Source organism: Vibrio sp. A11 (assembly GCF_013048705.1).
GTDB classification, from domain to species: domain Bacteria; phylum Pseudomonadota; class Gammaproteobacteria; order Enterobacterales; family Vibrionaceae; genus Vibrio; species Vibrio metschnikovii.
This window is the reverse complement of sequence record NZ_VHSI01000007.1, coordinates 82,431-106,620: the sequence shown is the minus strand read 5'-3', so window position 1 is coordinate 106,620 and position 24,190 is coordinate 82,431. Positions and strand designations below refer to the sequence as shown.

General features: G+C 45.3%; 18 protein-coding genes and 1 pseudogene. 7 read left to right on the top strand and 12 right to left on the bottom strand.

The features are described from left to right. Positions 1 to 45: 45 nt before the first annotated feature. Both gdhA and FKQ60_RS09265 read right to left on the bottom strand, forming a co-directional pair. Positions 46 to 1,398 (bottom strand): NADP-specific glutamate dehydrogenase, encoded by a 1,353-nt coding sequence (gene gdhA / locus FKQ60_RS09270; RefSeq protein ID WP_170906340.1) that lies wholly within the window; start codon positions 1,396 to 1,398, stop codon positions 46 to 48. Between the two features lie 295 nt (positions 1,399 to 1,693). Next, positions 1,694 to 2,155 carry a Dps family protein gene (locus FKQ60_RS09265; RefSeq protein ID WP_004396773.1) on the bottom strand — a complete coding sequence of 154 codons (462 nt, stop codon included), beginning with the start codon at positions 2,153 to 2,155 and terminating at the stop codon, positions 1,694 to 1,696. 649 nt (positions 2,156 to 2,804) lie between these two features. Here FKQ60_RS09265 and katG point away from each other — a divergent pair. After that, entirely contained in the window at positions 2,805 to 4,979 is a 2,175-nt protein-coding gene (gene katG, locus FKQ60_RS09260; RefSeq protein ID WP_154170782.1) for a catalase/peroxidase HPI, read from the top strand. 86 nt (positions 4,980 to 5,065) lie between these two features. Here the strand turns inward: katG and FKQ60_RS09255 are convergent, their stop codons facing one another. Together FKQ60_RS09255 and FKQ60_RS09250 are read right to left on the bottom strand one after the other, a co-directional pair. Beyond that, positions 5,066 to 5,701: a DsbA family protein gene (locus FKQ60_RS09255; protein ID WP_154170781.1), complete on the bottom strand. Its 636-nt coding sequence runs from the start codon at positions 5,699 to 5,701 to the stop codon at positions 5,066 to 5,068. Next, positions 5,695 to 6,558, bottom strand: coding sequence for an MBL fold metallo-hydrolase (locus tag FKQ60_RS09250; RefSeq protein ID WP_154170780.1), 864 nt, complete (start codon positions 6,556 to 6,558; stop codon positions 5,695 to 5,697). The genes FKQ60_RS09255 and FKQ60_RS09250 overlap by 7 nt, the downstream gene beginning before the upstream one ends. A gap of 125 nt (positions 6,559 to 6,683) precedes the next feature. Here FKQ60_RS09250 and FKQ60_RS09245 point away from each other — a divergent pair, with 125 nt between their 5' ends. Further along, positions 6,684 to 7,586, top strand: coding sequence for a LysR family transcriptional regulator (locus tag FKQ60_RS09245; protein ID WP_154170779.1), 903 nt, complete (start codon positions 6,684 to 6,686; stop codon positions 7,584 to 7,586). A 109-nt stretch (positions 7,587 to 7,695) separates the two neighbouring features. On the opposite strand, the gene FKQ60_RS09240 is transcribed toward FKQ60_RS09245, so the two are convergent. From FKQ60_RS09240 to FKQ60_RS09220, 5 genes are all read right to left on the bottom strand, one after another. After that, entirely contained in the window at positions 7,696 to 7,836 is a 141-nt protein-coding gene (locus FKQ60_RS09240; RefSeq protein ID WP_004396768.1) for a hypothetical protein, read from the bottom strand. A gap of 139 nt (positions 7,837 to 7,975) precedes the next feature. Beyond that, on the bottom strand, positions 7,976 to 9,424 hold the full coding sequence (gnd, locus tag FKQ60_RS09235; protein WP_154170778.1) for a decarboxylating NADP(+)-dependent phosphogluconate dehydrogenase: 1,449 nt from the start codon (positions 9,422 to 9,424) through the stop codon (positions 7,976 to 7,978). A 13-nt stretch (positions 9,425 to 9,437) separates the two neighbouring features. Continuing rightward, positions 9,438 to 10,154 carry a 6-phosphogluconolactonase gene (gene pgl / locus FKQ60_RS09230; RefSeq protein WP_170906339.1) on the bottom strand — a complete coding sequence of 239 codons (717 nt, stop codon included), beginning with the start codon at positions 10,152 to 10,154 and terminating at the stop codon, positions 9,438 to 9,440. Further along, positions 10,151 to 11,653: a glucose-6-phosphate dehydrogenase gene (gene zwf / locus FKQ60_RS09225; RefSeq protein ID WP_170906338.1), complete on the bottom strand. Its 1,503-nt coding sequence runs from the start codon at positions 11,651 to 11,653 to the stop codon at positions 10,151 to 10,153. Before zwf ends, pgl begins: the two co-directional genes overlap by 4 nt. 234 nt (positions 11,654 to 11,887) lie before the next feature. Beyond that, a complete protein-coding gene (locus FKQ60_RS09220) occupies positions 11,888 to 14,767 on the bottom strand; it encodes an HD domain-containing phosphohydrolase (protein ID WP_170906337.1) in 2,880 nt (959 codons plus the stop codon). 209 nt (positions 14,768 to 14,976) lie between these two features. Between FKQ60_RS09220 and FKQ60_RS09215 the strand changes: the two genes are divergently transcribed. After that, entirely contained in the window at positions 14,977 to 15,726 is a 750-nt protein-coding gene (locus tag FKQ60_RS09215; RefSeq protein WP_170906336.1) for a phosphatase, read from the top strand. Between the two features lie 163 nt (positions 15,727 to 15,889). Continuing rightward, on the top strand, positions 15,890 to 16,261 hold the full coding sequence (locus tag FKQ60_RS09210; RefSeq protein WP_212752414.1) for a cytochrome b562: 372 nt from the start codon (positions 15,890 to 15,892) through the stop codon (positions 16,259 to 16,261). 50 nt (positions 16,262 to 16,311) lie between these two features. On the opposite strand, the gene FKQ60_RS09205 is transcribed toward FKQ60_RS09210, so the two are convergent. The 3 genes and pseudogenes from FKQ60_RS09205 to FKQ60_RS09195 form a co-directional block, all read right to left on the bottom strand. Then, positions 16,312 to 17,247: a LysR family transcriptional regulator gene (locus FKQ60_RS09205; RefSeq protein WP_170906335.1), complete on the bottom strand. Its 936-nt coding sequence runs from the start codon at positions 17,245 to 17,247 to the stop codon at positions 16,312 to 16,314. Positions 17,248 to 17,634: 387 nt separating this feature from the next. Beyond that, on the bottom strand, positions 17,635 to 17,943 hold the full coding sequence (locus FKQ60_RS09200) for a hypothetical protein (RefSeq protein ID WP_154170773.1): 309 nt from the start codon (positions 17,941 to 17,943) through the stop codon (positions 17,635 to 17,637). 223 nt (positions 17,944 to 18,166) lie between these two features. Next, positions 18,167 to 19,834, bottom strand: a pseudogene (locus tag FKQ60_RS09195) (S8 family serine peptidase); the annotation flags it as partial. A 561-nt stretch (positions 19,835 to 20,395) separates the two neighbouring features. On the opposite strand from FKQ60_RS09195, the gene FKQ60_RS09190 reads away from it, so the two are divergent. From FKQ60_RS09190 to tdh, 3 genes are all read left to right on the top strand, one after another. Then, positions 20,396 to 21,646 carry an SGNH/GDSL hydrolase family protein gene (locus tag FKQ60_RS09190; protein ID WP_170906333.1) on the top strand — a complete coding sequence of 417 codons (1,251 nt, stop codon included), beginning with the start codon at positions 20,396 to 20,398 and terminating at the stop codon, positions 21,644 to 21,646. 267 nt (positions 21,647 to 21,913) lie between these two features. Then, on the top strand, positions 21,914 to 23,110 hold the full coding sequence (locus tag FKQ60_RS09185; RefSeq protein WP_154170771.1) for a glycine C-acetyltransferase: 1,197 nt from the start codon (positions 21,914 to 21,916) through the stop codon (positions 23,108 to 23,110). Beyond that, positions 23,107 to 24,141, top strand: coding sequence for an L-threonine 3-dehydrogenase (gene tdh / locus FKQ60_RS09180; protein ID WP_004396757.1), 1,035 nt, complete (start codon positions 23,107 to 23,109; stop codon positions 24,139 to 24,141). The genes FKQ60_RS09185 and tdh overlap by 4 nt, the downstream gene beginning before the upstream one ends. Positions 24,142 to 24,190 lie beyond the last annotated feature (49 nt).

Sequence of the window (24,190 nt, the reverse complement as noted above, 5' to 3'; positions counted from 1 at the left end):
ATGGTCGTAATGACGCATGAGGGGGACGACTCCCCCTCGTTTATTTTAAACCACGCCTTGCTCTATCATTGCATCGGCAACTTTACGAAAACCCGCGATATTAGCACCTAGCACTAAGTTATGCGGTTCGCCAAATTCTGCCGCCGTATCACGAGCGCTGCGGTAAATGTTTTTCATGATGACTTTGAGTTTTTCATCGACTTCATCAAAACTCCACGTTTGCATGCTCGCGTTTTGCGCCATCTCTAATTGGCTGGTTGCTACGCCGCCAGCGTTTGCGGCTTTGCCCGGGCCATAATAAATTTTAGCCGCAAGAAAGACTTCTACAGCGTCTTGAGTGGATGGCATGTTGGCTCCTTCAGAGATACCGATAATTCCATTGGCGACGAGGGCCTGTGCATCTTGTTCCGTTAGTTCATTTTGTGTCGCGCATGGGAAGACTAACTGAGCTGGAAAGCGCCAGACGGCGTGCCCATCTTGTGGATAATCACTGGCTGGGATATAGCAAGCGTCAGGATGCTCAGTGAGATACTCTTCTAAGCGCACTTTACGTACTTCTTTTAATGTTTTTAAAGTGGCTAAATCAATCCCGGTTTCATGATAAATCGTCCCGTTAGAGTCTGAGCAGGTAATCGGTTTTGCGCCCAGTTCGTAGAGTTTTTCTATGGTGTAAATAGCGACGTTGCCAGCACCGGAAACTAAGCAAGTTTTACCGCTTAGCGAGAGGCCGTTATCTTCCAACATATTTTGCGCGAAATAAACGCAGCCATAACCGGTGGCTTCCTTACGCACCAAAGATCCACCCCACAATAGGCTCTTTCCAGTAAAGACACCATCGTAACGGCCAGTTAACCGTTTGTATTGACCAAACATATAACCAATTTCACGAGCACCTACACCAATATCGCCAGCGGGTACATCGCATGTCGGTCCGATATGACGATACAACTCATTAATAAACGATTGGCAAAAGCGCATGATTTCGCCGTCGGATTTGCCTTTAGGATCGAAATTGGCTCCGCCTTTACCGCCGCCAATCGGTAAACCGGTCAACGCATTTTTGAAAATTTGCTCAAAGCCTAAGAATTTAATGATGCTGGCATTGACGCTCGGATGAAAGCGTAGCCCACCTTTGTATGGGCCTAATGCCGAGTTAAATTCAACACGATAGCCTTTATTGACCTGAACCTGTCCTTGATCGTCTACCCAAGGCACTCGGAACATGATTTGGCGTTCAGGTTCAACAATTCGTTCAATAATCGCATGCTGTTTGTATTTATCGTTGGTTTCTAGAATGGGCTGTAAAGAATCTAAAATCTCTTCTACCGCCTGATAAAATTCAGCTTGTGCAGGACTTGTTTTTTGTAATTTGACAATGGTGTTGTGAATATAAGTCACGATGTGGTCCTTGTGATGTTATCCCTTGATACTGGACGGTATTCGTTGGTCATCAGATGATGATAGCGATACCGCCTCCTCGTCATTAACAGTAACAGACTGAGCTTTGGTTATTTTTATAACTGTCACCAATGAGAAATAATGCACGGAAAGTAGTTAAAAATCTATGGAAAAACAAAGGGAAGAGGAATTTTTTGCGAGGAGGAAAATAAAAAGGGATGCGCGATTACACCCCTTTATTGATTTTTTAGACGTTTAACCTTGATAGGAAGTCAAACGAGGAGCGTTATGACGCTTATCGGTAAGTCGCGCGTAGCATCCATGCGGTTTTTTCATGGACACGCATTCGGTCAGAGACCAGTGAAGCTGTGGACTCATCGTCTGCCGCTTGAGCGAGTTTCAGTACATCACGGCAAGTGCGGATTACTTGCTCATGAGATTGAGTAAGAATATTGACCATCTCCACGCCATCAGTTAACCCTACCACTTCTTTGATTGAGCTAAGTTCAGCAAATTCTTTATAGGTTCCCGGCGCTGCTACGTCTAAAGAGCGGATACGTTCGGCGATATCATCCACTGCAACCGCGAGCTCAGTGTAGTGCTCTTCAAACATTAAATGCAGCTCACGAAATTGTGGCCCAGTAATGTTCCAATGGAAATTATGGGTTTGTAGGTACAGGGTGTACGAGTCGGCGAGTAACCGTTTTAGTCCTTGGGCAATGTTAATGCGATCAGATTCATTGATACCAATATTCATCTTTATCTCCTTTATTGACTTATACCTTTGCGACTTGAACTTACGTGGTGCTGGCTAGGTTCGCTCGCCCCAATCACATCGTTGTCTATGGGGGCTTACTCACTTAGCGTCTTTCTGTAACGCCAAATTGTTTAGGTATATAACTTTTTAGTTGAAGCTGCAGTGTTGGTTTACTTTGCTTATTTCACGCCCATGATCATCTATGTTCATAGGCTAAACTCTCTGACTACCTACCTGCAACGTCAACGGGTTTAGGTATGAGCACCGATACATACTTCACATAATGGGATAGAACTCGTGATAGATGCAATGCAGTTTGATTATGGTTAATGTTATCGAATGCTATTCGACTACTATCTACCTACCTTGCTGAATCTTCAAGTTATTTGGACGTTTACCTATCAGATTAATCGTTCGAGGCGATTAGCCGCCACTAGCGATATTGCCTATTCTATGCCTCAAGCGCTAAACGTTGAGAAGATTTTTTCTAACTCGTGAAGGTGCGCAAGTTTATTGATGGCAGAACATTCAGCTTGATCTAAAGTGTAGTAGAGCAAAAAGTAACACAATGAAAGTATAAGATTTTTAGATAGAAATCTACCCGTGAATGCGATGAATCATCGCAGCAATGTGTCGCAAGGAGAAGATAATGGAAAACAATAACACCTCGTCAGGTGGCAAGTGCCCAGTTATGCATGGTGCCGTGACATCGAATGAAATGACCAATATGGATTGGTGGCCTAAAGCGCTCAACCTTGACATTTTGCACCAACATGACACGAAAACGAACCCAATGGGTGCAGATTTTAATTACCGTGAAGAACTAAAAAAACTCGATGTTGCCGCTTTAAAAAACGACCTCAAAGCGTTAATGACCAATAGCCAAGATTGGTGGCCAGCCGACTGGGGTCATTATGGCGGTTTAATGATCCGCATGGCTTGGCACTCGGCCGGAACTTATCGTATTGCTGATGGCCGCGGCGGTGCGGGTACGGGTAACCAGCGTTTCGCTCCTCTCAACTCTTGGCCAGATAACGCCAACTTAGATAAAGCTCGCCGTTTACTGTGGCCAATCAAGCAAAAATACGGCAATAAAATCAGCTGGGCGGATTTGATGATCCTTGCCGGTAATATGGCCTATGAATCGATGGGTCTTAAGACCTTTGGTTTTGCTTTTGGGCGCGAAGATATTTGGCATCCAGAAAAAGACATTTATTGGGGTTCAGAAAAAGAGTGGTTGGCACCGAGTGGCGCTAAAAACAGCCGTTATTCGGGAGAGCGAGATCTTGAAAATCCATTAGCAGCAGTAATGATGGGCCTGATTTATGTCAACCCAGAAGGAGTCGATGGTAAGCCAGATCCACTGAAAACGGCTTATGATATGCGTGTTACTTTTGAACGCATGGCAATGAACGATGAAGAGACGGTGGCGTTAACCGCCGGTGGTCATACCGTTGGTAAATGTCATGGTAATGGCGATGCGGCGAATTTAGGCCCCGCCCCTGAAGGCGCGGAACTGGATGAGCAAGGCTTAGGCTGGATGAATCATACTAAGCGTGGCATCGGTCGTAATACGGTGACCAGTGGTATTGAAGGGGCTTGGACAACCCATCCAACCCAATGGGATAACGGCTATTTCTATTTGCTGTTTACTTATGATTGGGAATTGAAAAAGAGCCCAGCTGGCGCTTGGCAATGGGAACCGATTAATATCAAAGAAGAAGATAAGCCAGTTGATGTTGAAGATCCAAGTATTCGCTATAACCCAATCATGACTGACGCCGATATGGCGCTGAAAATGGACCCTGCTTATCGCAAGATTTCTGAGCGTTTTTATCAAGACCCAGCTTATTTCTCTGAGGTGTTTGCTCGCGCTTGGTTCAAGCTGACGCACCGTGATATGGGACCTAAAGCTCGCTATATTGGTCCTGATGTCCCTAAAGAAGAGTTGATTTGGCAAGATCCAATCCCAGCGGGACGGTGTGATTATGACGTTGATGCGGTGAAAGCGAAAATTGCCGCCAGCGGCTTAAGTATTAGTGAAATGGTCTCCACCGCTTGGGACAGTGCTCGTACTTTCCGAGGCTCCGATAAACGGGGTGGTGCGAATGGTGCGCGGATCCGTCTCGCGCCACAGAAAGATTGGCAAGGGAACGAACCACAGCGTTTGGCGAAAGTGTTAGCGGTATTAGAGAAGATTGCTGCTGAAGCAGGGATCAGTGTCGCTGATACTATCGTGCTGGCTGGTAACCTTGGGGTAGAAATGGCGGCTAAAGCGGCGGGCGTGGCTATCACCGTACCGTTTGCTCCTGGTCGTGGTGATGCAACGCTAGATCAAACGGACGTTGCTTCATTTGATGTCCTTGAGCCGGTGGCTGATGGTTTCCGCAACTGGTTGAAAAAAGATTATGTCGTCAAGCCTGAAGAGCTGCTGTTGGATCGCGCACAGTTGATGCGTTTAACCGCTCCAGAAATGACGGTACTGATCGGCGGTATGCGTGTACTGGGGACTAACTATGGCGGTACGCAGCATGGTGTATTGACCGATAACGTGGGCGTATTAAGTAACGACTTTTTCGTTAATTTAACCGACATGCGTTATACATGGAAACCGACGGGGCGTAACTCGTATGAGATTTGTGACCGCAAAACGGGTCAGGCTAAATGGACGGCAACCCGAGTCGATTTAGTCTTCGGTTCAAACTCGATTTTACGTGCTTACGCTGAGATTTATGCGCAACAAGATAACCAACAAAAGTTTGTGCATGACTTCGTTGCTGCCTGGAGCAAAGTGATGAATGCCGATCGTTTTGATCTATTATAATCATTGATTGATTTAATCTGTAAACGTCAATAGCCCCCAAATCTGGGGGCTATTTTTTTAGTAGCACTATGGCTAAGAGAATCTGGCTAGGATGAGGAAGCTACCATTGACTGCCAAAAAGCTTGCCACGCTTCAGGTTTACCATAGTAGGCACTCGGCTGTACCGAGCGCCACTGTCCATTTGCCAATTCAATCATCATCGATGGGAATCCCCGTAGTTGATACTGAGCCATCAGTTGTTTGCTATTGGCAATCGTGGCTGGTAAATCAGATTTGGCTTGCTGCATGGCGTTGTGCCATTTATCGTGCTCAATACCTAATTGGCTTGCTAACTGAGCCAATACTTCAGGTTCGGCAACGGTTAATCCTTGTTGATAATGGGCTTGCTGAATTTTTTTCAGCATCGCCAATCCTAGGCCTTGCAATTCCTCAGCGGCGATGATCGCCTGAGCGGTAAGGTAAGAATCAACGATGAGCGGCTGCTTACTGGCAATTCGTGAGCGGTACGCTTCACCAAAAACTTGTCCAGTCACCAAACTAATCTGTTGGTCTGCCTCTAATATATGCGCTCGAAACTCGGCGGCCAATTCGGAGCGTGGCAACATCCCACCCGGATGTAACTTAAGTGTGATAGTCGGCATTTCAGCCAGTGTTTCTAGTAGTGGGCTAGCACCGAAACACCAGCCACACATTGGGTCAAAAAAGTAGTGTACCTTTACCATTGCATTTCACCCATATGTACTTTCGCGCCAATCTCTAATGCCATTGGTAAACCGGCTTCAGGGTAAAGCTTAAGCATACGTTTGATTAATTGTTGGCTATCTTTACTGGTTTGTTTCGCTTTAGCAAAATCTGTTAAATAGCGCTGAGCAAAGCTAATCGCTGAGGCATCTAATGGAGTGCCGGCAATCATGTGACCAGGGATCACCACTTCTGGTTTTAAGGCTTGCATGCGCTCAAGCTGCTGTGCCCACGCTTGACGGCTCGCATCGCTTTGCGCATCGGCCATCCATAGGTGAACGTTACCGTAGACCGCCACATTGCCCAAAATGGCTTTGTTGGCTGGGATCCATAAGTAAGGGCGATGGGCTAGCTCACCTTCAGCATCGTGGATCTCAATAGTTTGTCCATCAATCGTCAGTGTTTTACCATGATAAGCGGTAGGCAATACCGGCTTCACTGGCGCGTTAGTGCCCATTTTCGGAGCCCAGAATGCTAATTTACCATCCAGCTTTTCTTCAATTGTCGCGCGAACTCCCGGAGTGGTGAGGACTTTGGCATCAGGGAATAGCTCATGCAATACTTCCGCGCCAAAATAGTAATCAGGATCCGCTTGGCTAATAAAAATCGTGGTTAGGTTTTTGCCTGAATCGATGACTTTAGCGGCAATGCGTAAGGCATCGGCTTTGGTAAAGCCAGTATCGATCACCATGGCTTCTGTTGCGCCGTAAACTAAGGTTGAGTTTACATGAAAGCTATTGCCATCGGCGTTGTAAACGTCCAGTGTTAAAGGTTGCTGCGCCGCAAATGCAGTGCTGCTGATCAGTGTAGTTGCGGTCAGTAGAGTCAGTTTTTTCATGATTATTTATCCTAAAATAGAGTATCGAAAGTGGGTTATCGGTTCGGGAGCTATCATACGAATTAGACTTGTTCGGATATATAGCTAATAATTGACATCATTGTTTCTTAATTCGAACTAATACGATGGATAAACTGACCGCGGCTCAAGTATTTCTCGACGTTGCGCTTACGCAAAGCTTCACAGCCACAGCCGATCGACTGGATATTTCGCGGCCGATGGTGACTCGGCACATTGAAACCATGGAAAGCTGGTTACAAACGCGATTACTGAATCGAACCACACGTAAGGTGTCGTTAACCACTGCTGGAGAGCAGTGTTTAGAGGCGATTAAACTCTGGGTAGAGCAAGCTCAGCAGTTAGAACATCAACTGATGGATAGTCAGTCCTTAGCGGGAAAAATTCGGATTGCGACCAGCATGTCATTTGGTTTTGCGCAGTTAATTCCGGCGGTAAAGCCGTTCCTCGCCAAGTATCCGCAAGTTGAGGTCGATATTGATGTGCAAGATAAAACGGCAGATCTGATTGCTGAGCGGATTGACTTGGCGATTCGGATTGCCGCCGATCCGGATCCCTCGCTAATTGGTCGCCCGATAGCAAAATGTGAGTCGATATTAGTGGCTGCGCCCAGTTATTTAGCTGCGCATCCGGCGATCACCCAGCCGAGCGATCTCGCTCAACACGCTTGTTTAGGATATAAAAATTTCGAGCGACATATTTGGCATCTCACGCAAGATGAGGTATTACAATCAGTGGAAGTGAGCTGCCGCTTGACCGCCAATGAGGCGACCACTTTGCTGCATGCTGCCGTGCATGGCATGGGTATCGCGTTGCAGCCAACGTATTTAACCAGTGGTGCGTTAGCAAAAGGTGAGGTGGTATCGGTTTTAGCTGACTGGCAGCCAAAAACCATGTCGATTTATGCTTTGTATCCGTCAAGGCGACATTTATCACCGGCGGTCAGGGCATTGATCGATCATTTAGCGGATTACTTTTCTAGTCATGACTGGCAGGATATTGTTTTATAGTGATATCCCCGTCCTACCTGCAACTCCAAGTGATTTGGGTATAGATAAACGTGAAGAGTAAGTAAAGAGAGGTAAGCAGAGCGAGCAATGAGCTGGCTCCGCTTATTGATTAAGCCAGTGCGCCTTGTTGTTGCGCTTGTTTTACCAATGCTTGACGTTGAGCTTCCATTGCTGATTGCACTTCACTTTCCGTATGTGCGTCTTCTTCCACTGCCTGTGGGACAAATACATAGAACTTGTTAATGGTCATCGTTGGATCTCAATGTTGATGTTGGAGTCTAAAAAATAGAGGATGTTAACTCAGTTAACATCCTCCTTGATGCTTATTTTTTAGGCGTAGATACTAAGGATGAATTTATCAGTAGTCAACCCTTTCGCTAGCCAATCGTTTAGACATCATATGTCGTGGAAGCGGTGTCACCACCAGTACCAGTCCAGTTAGTATGGAAAAACTCACCCCGTGGGCGATCAATACGCTCATAAGTGTGTGCGCCAAAGTAATCACGCTGAGCTTGCAGCAAGTTCGCTGGTAAACGAGCGGTGGTATAGCCATCGAGGAAAGTGAGTGCTGAGGTCATGCACGGCATCGGGATGCCGACTTCCATTGATTTCGCCGCGACTTTACGCCATGCGCCAAGGCAATTATCCAAAATTCCTTTGAAATAAGCATCAGAGCCTAAGAAAGCAATGTCTGGATTGGCGTCAAACGCATCACGAATATTACCGAGGAAAGCGGAACGAATAATACAGCCACCGCGCCACATCAATGCTACGTTACCGTAGTTAAGGTCCCATCCGTTTTCGTTAGAGGCTTCACGCATCAACATAAAGCCTTGCGCATAAGAGATGATCTTCGATGCCAACAAGGCTTGACGAAGCGCATCAACCCACTCTTGCTTATCACCTTCCACTGGCGTGATGGTTTTTGCAAACAGTTGTTCCGCTGCAACGCGTTGATCTTTAAGTGCGGATAAGCAGCGAGAGAATACGGACTCAGTGATGAGCGTCAGTGGAATACCCATGTCTAAGGCATTAATCCCCGTCCATTTACCCGTGCCTTTTTGACCAGCGGTATCAAGGATTTTTTCTACTAATGGTTGGCCATCTTGATCTTTATAGCCAAGAATATCGGCGGTAATTTCCACCAAATAGCTATCAAGTTCAGTTTTGTTCCACTCGGCGAAGACTTTTTGCATCTCGTCGTGGTTCATACCCAAGCCATCTTTCATAAACTGGTAAGCTTCAGTGATGAGCTGCATATCACCGTATTCGATACCGTTATGAACCATTTTCACGAAGTGACCAGCGCCATCGTTGCCTACCCAATCACAACAAGGTTCACCGGCTTCAGTTTTGGCTGAAATACCTTGGAAAATCGGTTTGACCGCTTCCCAAGCTTCTGGTGCGCCACCGGGCATAATGGATGGGCCAAAGCGCGCGCCTTCTTCACCACCCGATACGCCAGTACCAATGAAGTGAATGCCTTTTTCGCGTAGCGCGGCCACACGGCGGTTGGTGTCTGGGAAGTTGGTATTACCACCGTCGATAATGATGTCACCTTTATCGAGTAAAGGAACTAATTGATCGATAAATGCATCCACCACATCTCCAGCACGGACCATCAGCATGACTTTGCGAGGCGTGGCGAGCTTATCGACTAAGTCTTGTAGTGAGTAAGCACCGACAATCTTGGTGCCTTTGGCTGGGCCTTGTAAAAACTCATCCACTTTCGCGGTGGTACGGTTATAAGCCACCACGTTAAAGCCGTGATCGTTCATATTGAGAATTAGGTTTTGGCCCATTACTGCTAGGCCGATTACACCAATATCACCTTTCATTTATTTCTCTCCTTTACGCAATCTTTTTCGCTGCGTCTAAATCTAAAAACCACTCGGTTTCACCCGTTGTCGACTGAATTTTTGCTGCTGGATAAGGTAACTCTTCCGCAGGAGTCGTGTGAATTTCATGGACGATATCTGCTTTGCCTGCGCCAAGCACAAGATAGCTGATCCGTTTCGCCGCTTGTAAAACTTTGGCGGTTTTTGATACTCGTAACTGACCTGATTGAGGTTGAGTTGCCACCACCGATAAATGTGGGTCATGATAATCCGTCACGTCAGGGAACAGTGACGCCGTATGACCGTCGGCACCGACGCCAAGTAATATCCAATCGAAGACGGGAGTACCGTTCTCGCTGGTGATGCATTGCAGCATTTCAGCGGCAAAGCGCTCAGCTTCGGTGTGTGGATCTGCTTCACCGCGAATACGATGAATATTTTGTGCAGGGATCGCCACTTGGCTAAACAGTAACGCATTGGCTTCGCCATAGTTGCTTTCTGGGTCATCCGCTGCAACGCAGCGTTCGTCACCCCACCAAAAATGCAGGTTTTGCCAATTAATCGCTTCAGCGTAGGGCGCACTTGCGAGTCGTTGAAAGAGCATTTTTGGCGTGCTACCGCCAGAAAGGGAGATATGTACCGGTTGGTTCTGCTGGCTATAACGCAGCATCTCATCCGCCAGCGTATCCACCACCTGCTGTGGTGTTTGAAAAATTTTATGATTGATCATAGTTCGCAGTAATCCGTGTCAGTGAGATTCTTACAAGGGAAACGCCATGCGCGGCCATCTCGCGCCAGTAATTGATCGGCTTCCATCGGTCCCCAGGTGCCGCAGGCATAACCAAACAATGCTTGTGGATCTTGCTTGAAATCGAGGATTGGTTGCACAAACTTCCAGCACGCTTCCACCGCATCGGTGCGAGCAAATAAGGTCGCATCACCATTGAGCGCATCCAGTAAAAGGCGCTCATAAGCGGTGAGCATTTTGGTTTCGGCCAGTGAGGTGTAATGAAAGTTCATCGACACTTCTTTGGCTTTAAATCCAGCGCCGGGTTCTTTCAAGCCAAAGCTCATTTGAATGCCTTCATCAGGCTGAATACGGATGATCAGCTTATTGTCAGGCGCATTTTGGCCAAACACTGGATGGGGGGTACGTTTGAAGTGAATAACCACTTCGGTCACGCGGGTTGGCAGGCGTTTGCCAGAGCGCACATAAAACGGAACCCCATTCCAACGCCAGTTGTTGATGAACATTTTCAGCGCAACATAAGTTTCAGTGCGCGAATCATCGGCAACGCCCGGCTCGTCTCGATAACTGGGGAGGAACTGGCCACGAATGTCTGATTCTGTATATTGACCCAGTACGAGGTTATTGCGTAAATCCGCCTCTGAAAGAGGTTGTAAGCTTTGTAAAACCTTGTTTACTTCATTACGGATAGAGTTGGCATTGATTTCTGCAGGTGGTTCCATACTGACCATCGCCAACACTTGCAGCAAATGGTTTTGGAACATATCACGCACGGCGCCAGAGCCATCGTAATAGCCACCACGCTCTTCAACCCCTAAAAATTCCGCGCCAGTGATTTCGACGTAATCAATAAAATTACGGTTCCAAAGGGGTTCAAACATGCCATTGGCAAAACGGAATACCAGCAGGTTTTGCACCGTTTCTTTACCCAAATAATGGTCAATGCGATAAATCTGGTGTTCGGCAAAGTGACGATGAATTTCAATATCGAGCGCTTGAGCTGACTGCAAATCGTAACCAAAGGGTTTTTCGATGATCAAGCGCTTCCAGCCGTCTTGTTCGTCATTTAAGCCATGAGCCGCGAGGCAGGCAGGAATGACGCCATATAAACTCGGTGGGGTGGCGAGATAGAATAAGGTATTGCGTTGCTGTTGTTGATACTGCTCGGCGAGCTCAGTCAAACGCGTTGAGAGTTTGGCATAATCGTCCATATCGGACGTATCAAGTGCTTGATAGTGAAGATGTTCACAAAAGGCATCAAGAATAGCTGGCTCGGTTTGCTCTAATTCACGCAGTGAGCGTTTTAATTTTTCACGATAAGAATCGTCACTGTACTCTGTACGACTGACACCTAAAATAGTAAAGGATTCAGGTAGTTGCTTACTTGCATATAAATGATACAGAGCAGGCACTAACTTTCGATAAGTTAGGTCGCCCGATGCACCAAAAATTACGATGCAACTGTTTTCAGGTATTACCATCATCTTTCCCTTAAAAACGAGGTACTTAGCATGCGCCAACCCTAGCAGCGCAATACCAAAATAAAAAGTAGGTTTTGACTATTGTTGGTATCGTCAAAACCGATATACCTGACCACTTGAGGCGATACGTCCAAGTCGTGAGGTATGGCTTAATCACGCTGGCTAGCGTGATTAAGCGAGGAGGGTATTGTCTACGACAATTTGACACACATCAACTATTGATAGCGCAATCGATTAAATATTAACGCTATCTCGTAAATAGGTTTTTACGGTCGTGATGTAGGATGAGGGGTCAAAGCTAGCTAATTCTATGTTGGTTAGAAACTGTTGTGCATAATCGAGATACACGTGTTGTTCTAAAAAGAGCAGATAGAGTTTAGGATCAATATGCCCACTGGTGGCCATCGTCGTCATGATTTGCATGGCTTCTTCCAGACTCTTGCCTTTTTTATAGGGACGATCGCTAGAGGTCAGCGCTTCAAACACATCAGCAATCGCCATGATCCGCGCAGGAATCGACAGTTGCTGTTCGTTTAATCCTCGTGGATAGCCTTTACCGTCCATACGTTCATGGTGACCACCTGCAATGTCAGGCACTTGCTTGAGGTGCTCAGGATAGGGAAGCCGTTTTAGCATCACAATGGTTTGTACAATGTGATCGTTAATCATAAACCGCTCTTCTTCGGTTAAGGTGCCGCGGCGCACTCTGAGGTTATACAGCTCACCTCGGTTATAGCGCAGCGGTTTGGGCTTAAGCACAAAGCCTTCTTGTTCTATTGTGGCTAGCGGATCGCTATCCCACTGGATCTGGTGAACGATTTTATCGGCGAGCACGTTTTCCATCACCGGTAAATCGGGCTTGTTGGTGTGGCGCTGTGCTTCTAACCAAGAAATACCAATCTGATCGTCTAAGGTACGCTTCCATTGCCGTTGAGCAATCTGTTCAAGACGGGCGATATCTTGATCCGTCATTGATTCACTACCGATGTTGCACTGTGCGACAAAGGCAAAATCATCATCAAGGGCTTGCTGTTGCTCAGAGAGCGTTTTTTTAAGTAAATCAGGGTCGCCTCCGGTAGCGAGCCCTTGCCAGTAATCGGCTTCAGCCTGAACTTTAAGCAGTTCAAAGCGCATGCGTACTTCATGAATTCGATCATAAATGGTTTCCAGTTTGGTGGCTTTATCGACCACGAATTCTGGAGTGGTGACTTTACCGCAATCGTGCATCCAAGCGGCGAGCATTAATTCTTCCCACTGCTCGGCTGATAAGGTGAAATCAGGGAAATAGCGCTTATCTTTAGTGGCAGCTTTAGCGAGCATTTTGGTTAATTCAGGCACTCGTTGGCAGTGACCGCCGGTATAGGGCGATTTAGTATCAATCGCCGAAGCGATCAAAGTGATAAACGCATTAAGCATCTGCTTTTGTTGCTGCATTTTATCAATATTATCTTTGGCAATTTCAGCAAAACTGAGCACTTCACGCAGGAAGGCATGTTTATCCGCTTGAGCTTTAGTGATGGCTCGTTCGTAACCTAAATTCAACACACCAATCAATTGGCGTGATTTATTGAGCAGCGGGAAGAGATAAATGTCGCTGTTATAGAGCTGCTCTTTCAGTGGGAACAACACATTGTCGTTGCGATTCAAATGTACCGTTTGTCCTTGGCGAAGTTCAGCCAATAACCAAGGTGTATTTTGCACCAGTGAATTAATGTCAATTTTAAACGGAATGATCGCATGATTGGCCGCCGTGGTGAAATGCTGCTGCTCGTGGTTGTAGGTATAGAGCAAAATCGTTTCAGCTTTGGTGATCAAATAGCTTTGATGAGTAATCGTTTTTGCAAATACCTCAAAGTCTTGGTTAGAGGCGGTATCACGCAGCAAGCGCAGTAAATCATGTAAGGTATGTTCCATTAATTCGATGGATTTCGTTAAATCCGCTACTTCTTTAATGATGCTTTTCGGATAGCGAGTTTTTTGGAAATCAAAACGAGAGATATTATCGGTTTGGACAACTAAGTTACTGAGGGGACGAGCAAGACGCTGAGCAACAAACCAAACGATAATGAAACCTAAGCCGAGCATCATAAAAGCGGCCCCAATTTGTCGATTACGCATACTGAGCAATGCGGCAAGAAGTTCCTTTTGGGGGGTTGCTTGAGCTAACGATAATTGAACGTGTGGACTTAATGCAATAGGGATTAAGGTAACCGACCAGGTTTGCCCATTAAAAGCCACATCGCTAAAGATCGCTTGTTGGGTAACACGTTGTGCTACACCGGCAAAGACACTGGTGGATAATTTTTGATGGGTGATCAACGCATCATCGGTTAATGATAATGGACTATTATGTTCGGCTAAAAGACGAAACTGTTGATCAAATAAGGCTAATTGAGTGTTAGCCGAGTAAGCAATCGTCGCCAATTGTTGAGATAAGCTATCAAGAGTGAAGTCTGCGCCGACTACAGTGCTGTTATCCCTTGAACGACGTGAAAGAGTCACTCCAAAAGTTTGTAGAAAGTGGAAAAAATAGGGGTCCGTTAAACGAATCTGACCATCCTCATGGGCATTTTGATACCAAGGACGCTCACGCGGATCAAAGGTATTGTTACCATGTTCACGGCGATCAATGGTCTGAAAATCGTTATCTAAGAAAATAACCGTATCTTGCCCATTGGTTCTAGTTTGATTAATGAATAGCGTAGCCTGATCAGGTGCTTGAAAGCGTAATCGAGTTTGTGGGTTGAAGAGTGGACGAATCATGGTGAAATCACCCTTGTGATTACCAAAATAGAGGGCGACAAGATTATCATTGCGTTCAAACACTAAACGTAGTGAAGCTAAAAAATGAGAATTTTCCGTTGGTAGTTGCTCCATTTCAATAAAATGACTTAATGCCATAAAATCGAGAGTGGTTAAAATAGGAGTAATACTTTGTTGAAAGGCAACTTCAACCTTTGTGCTATTTTCATGGCTGATATTATCCGCGATATTACCCATCAGTTGACGTGAATGGTAATAACTGATGGAAATAAGAGTGATACCAATCAAGCTCACTAACACCATAAATAGTGTGCTGATTTGTATGCTGAGAGAGAAATAACGCTTCACCATGACGATGCCCTAAGCTATGCAATGGAGTAAGTATTGTTCACGTCGATTGACTTGCCAAGGTGGCTGATCGATTGTGTGAATCTAACCTGACTTTATTGAGTAGGAATTGGATAGAACAATAGATTCGTAGCGAACTCGTATGGCAGCCGATTGGTAAGCCGAGGGGAGGACTGGTAAACTGTAAGCTCACTAAATAAAGGGAGTTGATTATGAAACTTGCCGTCGATACTCATACCCATACCTACGCCAGTGGTCACGCTTATAGTACCTTGATTGAAAATGCCAAAGCGGCTCAGGAGAAAGGGCTGCCGATGTTTTGTACCACTGACCATGCCCATTCGATGCCGGGCGCTCCCCATTACTGGTTTTTTTCCAACCAACGTATTTTGCCGCGATTTCTTCATGATGTGGCGATATTACGTGGGGTTGAGGCGAATATACTTAATCTTCAAGGAGAGATCGATCTCCATCCTTCTGTTGATCAAAATCTCGATTGGGTGATCGCCAGCTTTCATGAGCCCGTATTTAAACCCAGAGATAAAGCAACCCATACCCAAGCGTTAATCAATACCATCAAAAGTGGTCGAGTGGATGCGCTCGGCCATTTGGGGAATCCGAATTTTGATTTTGATTTCGCAGCGGTCGTCGCTTGTGCTGCTGAGCATCATGTGGCGATAGAAATTAATAACAGTACCCTAAAAGGCCACAGTCGAGTGGGCAGTGTTGATCGTTGCTATCAGATAGCCGAAGAAGCCAAAAAGCACGGAGCATGGTTAACTACGGGCAGTGACGCCCATTTTTGTCATGATGTTGGTAACCTGACATTAGCCAGTGAGTTGTTAGACAGCTTAGCGATGGATAGCGCTAAAGTGATTACTCATACTCCTGTACAGTTTTTGGATTTTTTAGCATTAAGAGGAAGAGCCAGAATTAGCGAATATCAGGATTATTATCGTTAATGATGTGTTGGGATAAGTCGTATCGATCCATGAGTGGTTTTCGACTTTTGGAGACGTCACTTTTTTCAAGCATTGACTATAATGGTGCAGTAGAAGTCTTGGATAGCAAATAGCAAATAGCAAATAGCAAATAACTAATACGATAATAACAAGGAAGCCAGTGATGCAAAAAAGGATCATTAAATCGAGTGTGTGGTTAACAATCGGATTACTGTTGAGTAGTCAAGTATGGGCTACCGATGTTGACTTACGACAGGTGATGCGTCAAATGAGAGCTGAATTTTCTCAGGCAGCGAGCGCGCAAACCGTGCAAGAAATGCAAGTGCCAGTGACTAAGTTAACGGAGTTAGTAAATAAAGCCCAACAAGGTCAATATCCTCCTCGTCGACATGATGTTTATCAAGAAGGATTCACTAAGCTAATAGCGGTGTTGGATCGGTTGAGTGATGAACTTGACAGCGGTCAGTTAGCTCAAGCTAAGCTCACCTTGAGAGAAGTTGATCAATTACGTATGGAATACCATCGAAGACGCTAACGATTTACCTTTTGTTATCATCAAGCCCAAGCTCATTGCTTGGGCTTGATTTATTCGGGCATCGGCATGGTTAATTTGGGTTTTAAATGGGCTAAGACAAAGTCGATGAAAACTCTTAAGCGCGCTGGCATGTATTTAGTCTGAGCATATTGCATGGCAATCGCTCCGTGGTAGTTACTTTTTATCGTCCAGTTTTGCAGCAGTTGCACCACTTTTCCCTCGGCGATGGCATCTTGAACTACAAAATCGTGAAAGATACCAATCCCTAAGCCACTTTTTACCGCATTTAAGCGGATTTGGGATTGATTGACTGCGTATCGACCGGTGACAGCAACGGTATGAAATTCATCCTCTTTAAGAAAATCCCAAATATGATCGCGTTCGGTTTCAGCTAAATAGAGACAGTCGTGCTTGATGAGTTCAGTGGGATGAGCGGGTACTCCACGTTGCTGAAGATAATCTGGGCTAGCGCATAGCACCAAATTTGTTTTACAGAGTTCACGCATCACTAAATTTTCATCGGGTTTATCGGTCAGCTTAAAGGCGACGTCAATATTATGTCGAAATAAATCGATTTCACCATCGGCGGCGCGTAGTTTTAATTGGATATAAGGATATTGCTTAAGAAAAGGCAGTACAAAAGGCTGCAGCACCGAATGCAGAAAAGCTTCAGGGGCGGCGACGGTCAGTGAACCGGATGGCTCACTATGATCAGCATCAGATAAGTCAACGGCTTGTTGAGCCGCGTTAATCATCACTAAGCATTGGTCGTAAACCCGTTGCCCGGCTTGAGTGATCATTAATTTTCGCGTGGTACGCTCAAACAGTTTGACATTGAGAGCCAGCTCTAAGCGAGTGATCAGTTTACTGAGCGCTGAGGGAGTGACCCCAAGCTTATGAGCAGCAGCAGTAAAACTGCCTTCGTTGACGACCAGTATAAACGTCGCAAGATCAGGAAGTAGACTGATAAGTTTGGTGTTAAGCATAGTGCCTGTGCTTATCTAATTAAGTGTTAATAATATTAACCTCAACTCCCAACTTAGGAAGGAGGATTGGTTTTGCTTACCGCTTTTAACAACAGTACTTTTAACAATAGTGATCGGTTCATTTTTTCTCGTGGCAACACAGAGACGAAATCATCGGCAATATGGTTGTTTACTTTACAGAGTGCAATGCGGTTATTTTGAAAAAGCGCATCATTTTGGCAGATTAATAACCAAATCGTCGCTATGTATCATTATTAATATTTACTTTTGTGACTTGTGCCAGAGATTTTGTAGGGAGAATGCAGTGTGGGATATATGCCATTGATTAATTAGTCATTATTTATATGAAAGGTGATGTAATCCCCTCCCTCAATAACCCGCTAATCATTAAAAAAGGGAGCGAATAGGAACGGGTTCCGTATATTCAATCGATGGACTATCGTTGAGTAATTCGACAATCGATGATTCACCTTCGATGACGAGCACCTGTTGGTCATCGAAGCTATCAATTAAGGTCAGTTCCAAACTTTTTAGTAATTCGAGCGCCACGGCTTTTTTATCGGTATGGTATTTGACATAAAAACGTGACGTAGATTGATTTTGTTCGATGGTGCTATCCTCCGCAAGAAAATTGGTCTGAGTGGCAGTGGGGAGTGGTGATAAGCTGGTTATTATCAATAGTAAGGATGCTAACATAATGGCCTCTCTTCCTTAATCAATATCCTCTGCCTCTTTAAAGCTGCAGCGGTGTTGGTTTCTCTTTGTTCACCCTGCCTGCGACTTTTAGAGGTTTGGATAGGGTGTCGTCTTATCATCGTTTATGTTTTGAAAATAACGATCCCCAAGATAACATGGACAGTAAATCAAGGGGATCGCGCCGTTTGACGACCTGACATTTTAAGCCTAACGAGAGGAATTAACCTCGCGGACCATTACACCCCGCATCCAAATAGTTTTTCGCTGCGAGTGCATTCACTAACCCGTAGCCAGTGCGATTATCTCGACCCGGGACATCCAAATCCAGAGCGGTTTGAGTTAATGCTTGGCGGATTTGTTTTGCAGAGCACTGTGGATGATAACTCCACACTAAGCCTGCAACGCCTGAAACGTGCGGTGTTGCCATCGAAGTTCCATTATAGTACTGATAATCTTCACCGGTACGAGTGGATACGGTAATGTCTTGCCCGACTAAAGCCGCCAATTCTTGCCCTAAGTTACGATTAACACTGACAGACAATAACGGATGAGTGTCGTATTGATCGAGAACAAACGGGTTTTGGAGGCCAGGACGTTGCTGATTACTGTAGACAATCGCTGCTAACGCGCCAGCATTGTTACAGGCTGCAACAGCATTAATTTCTGGACGAACGGATGGCGTTTCATTAGCGATTCGTTCAGTGAGACAAATTTTGCCACGCATATCGCCACATTGATAGCGACCAGAGCTCGTATCACATAACGCTAAAGGTGCGGTGTATTGCCCCGCAATCGGTGCCGATTCAAAACCAAAGCCATTATTATTTAAGCGATTATGTGGCACGACACCACGGCGAAAATAATCACGATCTTCAGTGATTATTGTTGATAAAACCCCTTCACCTACACTGACGGTAGAGAGTACGGCAACTCCAGGCGCAGCGATTTCTACTTGGTTAGTGGCTTGAGAGAACGAAGCATGATCGTAATTGCTGTCGACGGCAGCGACAGACATCACTGAATCATAAGAGGCAGGATAACTGTGTGCGGTATTACCAGAGTTACCCGCAGCGGCAATCATTAATACGCCTTGTTCATACAATGCATTCATTGCATTTTGTTCGGTGCGGCTTGATTGACTACCCCCTAAGCTCATGTTGACAATTTTTGCCCCATTATCCGCACAGGTTTGAATCGCTCGCACGAGCGTCGATGAATAGCCCCAACCAGATTCATTGAATACTTTGACAATATGTAGGTTAACATTTTGATTTGGTAGTAAGCCTTTTACACCTTCGTTGTTGGCGATGGCGGCAATCGTACCCGCGACATGGGTGCCATGGGCATTGCTGCTACCCGGAATGTACCATTGCCCAGTTCCACGATCGTTCGTCCCTGTGACTCGGTTACCGCTCAAATCGTTATGGGCGAGGTCGTAACCAGAATCAATGATACAGATGGTTTGATTATCAGCTTGACTATCCTCTAACTGATCGGCTTTAACGGCAAAGTAACCCCAAGGTGTGGTTTCGCTCATTAAAAAACGCGGTGGGTCGATTTCTACATACTCGACATCGGGGCGTGAACGGAGGGCTTCAACGCGCTCTTCTGCAAGTTTCGCGCTGTATAAAGCATCATGACCAATAGGTTCAATATCACTGGCTTGTATCTGTGATAATAGAGCTTGCTGACCAATTCGTGGGCCCCAGAATGGGTTATTGGCCATCGAGAATGGCTGTTCATCTTGTTTAAATTTGACAATGTAACGAGTAGGAATACTCGCTTCATCAAATGCCAGCGTTGGGTGAGCCATCGCGGAAGTCGCACTACCGGCGACAATCGCTATTGTACCTAGTTTAACGTAACGTTTTAATTGGTTTTTTTTTATCATTTGCCCTGTCCTTTTTGAGCGATATTTTTGCAGGTTGATCATCCGATATTACCCAGTTGACTTGCAGCTACTGCGCTATTTGGTTCACTCACTCCAATCGTGTTGTTACTGATACTCATGGATAATCATGGATTTGTCAGCAACGTCAAGTCGGTTGGTCAGATCGTATAATCAACCGCGAACATTTCATATTTTAATCATGTCACTGCGCGAGATTTCATAATCAAGACTAATGACTTGATCACGTATAGCGCAAAATAATTAAACAGAAAAGAAAACAATTATAATTAGTATTTTTATTGAAATAAGATCACAAAATAAACGAATTAAGTTAATAGGTTCTGATTAACCCACTGATATTTATGTGGTTATTTTGTTTTTTCTTATCAGGATGATATCGGTATGAAAATAAATGACGATAGGAGAATCGCGAATTTGACCTTAGTGCCACAATTTTTATCAGTCACTACTTATTGTCATATAACTCAGGTTAATATGTTTTGATTCACTAATCAGATAATGATGTACCAATTATCTACCGTATACATATGGGGTATAAATATGAATATATTAACGTTTCTTTTAAGTGTAACTTTACCTATTGGTACATCGGTTATGCCTACTTTTGCTATTCCTGAAGCTGCGCAGTCAAATTATTCAGTGGCTCCTACAGGTAGACAAACTTATACCTATGTGCGTTGCTGGTATCGCACGAGTTATAGTCGTAATGATCCTGCAACCGATTGGCAGTGGGCGACAAATAATGACGGCAGTTATTTTACCTTGGAAGGTTACTGGTGGAGCTCGGTCGGGTTAAAAAATATGTTTTATACTCAGACCTCACAAAATACCATTCGTCAGCGCTGCGAACACACTTTAAGCATTAACCATGATAATGCGGATATTACCTTTTATGCGGCGGATAATCGTTTATCTTTAAATCATACGATTTGGTCGAATGATCCTGTGATGCAGGCTAATCAAATCAACAAGATTGTCGCGTTTGGTGATAGCTTATCGGATACGGGCAATATTTTTAATGCCGCTCAGTGGCGTTTTCCGAATCCAAATAGTTGGTTTTTAGGGCATTTTTCTAATGGGTTGGTATGGACAGAGTACCTTGCTCAGTCTAAAAACATGCCGGTCTATAACTGGGCGGTTGGTGGTGCAGCTGGGGCTAATCAGTACGTGGCTTTAACCGGTGTCACTGGGCAAGTAGATTCTTATTTACAGTACATGGGTAAAGCACAAAATTACCGTCCAGAAAATACCTTATATACTTTGGTCTTTGGTTTGAATGATTTTATGAATTATAACCGCGATGTTGCTGAGGTTGAGGCAGACTTTACGACAGCGTTACAACGTTTAACGCAATCGGGGGCGCAAAATATTTTAATGATGACGCTACCAGATGTGACTAAAGCACCGCAGTTTACCTATTCGACACCGGCGGAAATTGATTTAATTCGCGGTAAAATTACCGCATTGAATACCATTTTAAAGCAGCTAACCGCGCAATATATCGTACAAGGTTACGCGATTCATCTCTTTGATACTCATGCATTATTTGATTCAATGGTCGCTGAACCTGAAAAGCATGGTTTTACCAATGCCAGTGAACCCTGCTTGAATCTCACCCGTTCTTCTGCAGCAGATTATTTATATCGTCACCCGCTCACCAATACCTGTGCTCGTGATGGTTCAGATAAATTTGTATTTTGGGATGTCACCCATCCAACCACGGCGACTCATCGCTATATTTCACAAACGTTGTTAGCTCCTGGTAATGGACTGCAATATTTTAACTTTTAACCTCTTGCGTGTTTTTTAGTCATCGAGTCAGCCTGAAGATGCTTTGTGTCTTCAGGCTTTTTTATTCTTATGGCGTTCGTCGAGCGGTATCGCTTGCTCTTATGCGATGGTTGAGTACATTGGTCGCTAGTTATTAGTCAATGAAGTCTATTTGTGAATTAAGTTCATGAATGCTTTTCCGCAAAGCGAGATAATCCCATTCATAGGCTTCTATTACACTGACTATCTAATCTGCTGGAGATAACGGCAACCAATAAGGAAAATGCAATGTCTTGTGATTTTTATCAACAAATACGCCAACAGCTGGATGATGTTAAAACCGAAGGCCTCTATAAATCTGAACGCGTGATCACCTCACAGCAACAAGCGGCGGTTTCTATCTCAACCGGTCAAGAAGTACTTAACTTTTGTGCCAATAACTATCTTGGTTTGGCGAACCATCCGGCTTTGATTGAAGCGGGCCAGCAAGGCATGGCGACCCATGGTTTCGGGATGGCTTCGGTACGTTTTATCTGTGGTACGCAAGATATCCATAAGCAGCTTGAAGAGAAGCTATCAGCCTTTTTGGGTAAAGAAGACACCATTCTTTATACCTCGTGTTTTGATGCGAATACTGGGTTATTTGAAACGTTACTTGATAAAGAAGACGCCATCATCTCTGACGCGCTCAATCACGCTTCGATCATTGATGGCGTTCGTTTATGTAAAGCGATGCGTTTTCGTTATAGCAATAACAACATGCAAGAGTTGGAGCAGCAGCTGATTGCCGCTGATCAAGCGGGCGCACGCCATAAACTGATTGTCACAGATGGCGTTTTCTCTATGGATGGCGTAGTGGCGAACTTGCCAGCGATTTGTGATTTAGCGGACAAGTATCATGCTTTGGTGATGGTGGATGACTCCCATGCGGTGGGCTTTATGGGCGCAAATGGCCGCGGTACGCATGAATATCATAACGTTATCGACAGAATTGATATTATTACCGGAACGCTAGGCAAAGCCATGGGCGGCGCTTCTGGTGGTTATACTTCCGGTAAGAAAGAAGTGATTGATTGGCTGCGCCAGCGTTCGCGTCCTTATCTGTTCTCAAACTCGGTTGCACCAGCAATTGTCGCCGCCTCTCTGCGAGTTTTAGATCTATTAGCTGAGAGTGGTGAGCTGCGCGATAAATTGTGGAGCAACGCAGCGCATTTTCGTACTCGTATGGAAGCGGCAGGTTTTACCATGGGCGGCGCTGATCATGCGATCATCCCGATTATGCTGGGTGATGCGAAAGTGGCCGCTGAGTTTGCTGAGCGTGCATTAGTGAAGGGCATTTACGTGGTTGGTTTTTCATTCCCGGTGGTACCAAAAGGTCAGGCGCGGATCCGCACGCAAATGTCAGCGGCTCATAGTCGCGAGCAGCTCGACAGAGCGATTGACGTCTTTATTCAAGTCGGCCAAGAGATGGGGCTTATCAAATGAAAATTAAAGCATTAGCAAAGCTAAAACCCGAGCAAGGCATCTGGATGACCGAAGTCGATATGCCAGAGCTGGGTCATAATGACTTACTGATTAAAATCAAAAAGACTGCTATTTGTGGCACTGATGTGCATATTTACAACTGGGATGAATGGTCGCAAAAAACCATCCCTGTGCCGATGGTGGTGGGTCATGAATACGTCGGTGAAGTGGTTGGCATTGGTCAAGAAGTTCGCGGTTTTGAGATAGGGGATCGCGTTTCTGGTGAAGGGCATATTACGTGTGGTCACTGCCGTAATTGCCGTGGTGGCCGTACTCACCTTTGCCGCAATACCATTGGCGTAGGGGTGAACCGCACTGGTTCATTCTCAGAGTATTTAGTGATACCAGCGTTTAACGCGTTTAAGATCCCCGATGGTATTTCTGATGATCTTGCGTCTATCTTTGACCCGTTTGGTAATGCGGTGCACACGGCTTTGTCGTTTGATTTAGTGGGAGAAGACGTACTCATTACTGGTGCGGGTCCAATCGGTATTATGGCGGCGGCGGTGGCGAAACACGTTGGCGCTCGTCATGTGGTGATCACCGATGTGAACGAATACCGCCTAGATTTAGCGCGCAAAATGGGTGTAACGCGAGCGGTTAACGTGGCTGAGCAAAAGCTTGAAGATGTGATGAACGAACTCGGCATGACGGAAGGCTTCGATGTTGGCCTTGAAATGTCTGGAGTGCCAAGTGCGTTTAGCTCAATGCTGCAAACCATGAATCATGGTGGACGTGTGGCATTGCTGGGCATTCCACCTTCATCGATGGCGATTGATTGGAATCAAGTGATTTTTAAAGGCTTAGTCATCAAAGGCATTTACGGTCGTGAAATGTTCGAAACGTGGTACAAGATGGCGAGTCTTATTCAATCGGGCTTAGATTTAACCCCAATCATCACTCACCATTTCAAGGTCGATGATTTCCAACAGGGTTTCGATGCCATGCGCAGCGGGGCTTCCGGCAAAGTGATTCTTGATTGGCAAGCGTAAATTTTCTTGGGTAATTTTATCCCGTATCAACTAAAAAGGAGCTGATTGA

Bases quoted from the DNA above. Each gene is read 5' to 3' on its own strand.
- FKQ60_RS09190 (WP_170906333.1), top strand. From the start codon at position 20,396: ATGAATATATTAACGTTTCTTTTAAGTGTAACTTTACCTATTGGTACA.
- katG (WP_154170782.1), top strand. From the start codon at position 2,805: ATGGAAAACAATAACACCTCGTCAGGTGGCAAGTGCCCAGTTATGCAT.
- FKQ60_RS09240 (WP_004396768.1), bottom strand. From the start codon at position 7,836: ATGACCATTAACAAGTTCTATGTATTTGTCCCACAGGCAGTGGAAGAA.
- zwf (WP_170906338.1), bottom strand. From the start codon at position 11,653: ATGGTAATACCTGAAAACAGTTGCATCGTAATTTTTGGTGCATCGGGC.
- FKQ60_RS09215 (WP_170906336.1), top strand. From the start codon at position 14,977: ATGAAACTTGCCGTCGATACTCATACCCATACCTACGCCAGTGGTCAC.
- FKQ60_RS09265 (WP_004396773.1), bottom strand. From the start codon at position 2,155: ATGAATATTGGTATCAATGAATCTGATCGCATTAACATTGCCCAAGGA.
- FKQ60_RS09250 (WP_154170780.1), bottom strand. From the start codon at position 6,558: ATGAAAAAACTGACTCTACTGACCGCAACTACACTGATCAGCAGCACT.
- FKQ60_RS09220 (WP_170906337.1), bottom strand. From the start codon at position 14,767: ATGGTGAAGCGTTATTTCTCTCTCAGCATACAAATCAGCACACTATTT.
- FKQ60_RS09205 (WP_170906335.1), bottom strand. From the start codon at position 17,247: ATGCTTAACACCAAACTTATCAGTCTACTTCCTGATCTTGCGACGTTT.
- tdh (WP_004396757.1), top strand. From the start codon at position 23,107: ATGAAAATTAAAGCATTAGCAAAGCTAAAACCCGAGCAAGGCATCTGG.
- FKQ60_RS09210 (WP_212752414.1), top strand. From the start codon at position 15,890: ATGCAAAAAAGGATCATTAAATCGAGTGTGTGGTTAACAATCGGATTA.
- gnd (WP_154170778.1), bottom strand. From the start codon at position 9,424: ATGAAAGGTGATATTGGTGTAATCGGCCTAGCAGTAATGGGCCAAAAC.
- FKQ60_RS09200 (WP_154170773.1), bottom strand. From the start codon at position 17,943: ATGTTAGCATCCTTACTATTGATAATAACCAGCTTATCACCACTCCCC.
- FKQ60_RS09185 (WP_154170771.1), top strand. From the start codon at position 21,914: ATGTCTTGTGATTTTTATCAACAAATACGCCAACAGCTGGATGATGTT.
- pgl (WP_170906339.1), bottom strand. From the start codon at position 10,154: ATGATCAATCATAAAATTTTTCAAACACCACAGCAGGTGGTGGATACG.
- FKQ60_RS09255 (WP_154170781.1), bottom strand. From the start codon at position 5,701: ATGGTAAAGGTACACTACTTTTTTGACCCAATGTGTGGCTGGTGTTTC.
- FKQ60_RS09245 (WP_154170779.1), top strand. From the start codon at position 6,684: ATGGATAAACTGACCGCGGCTCAAGTATTTCTCGACGTTGCGCTTACG.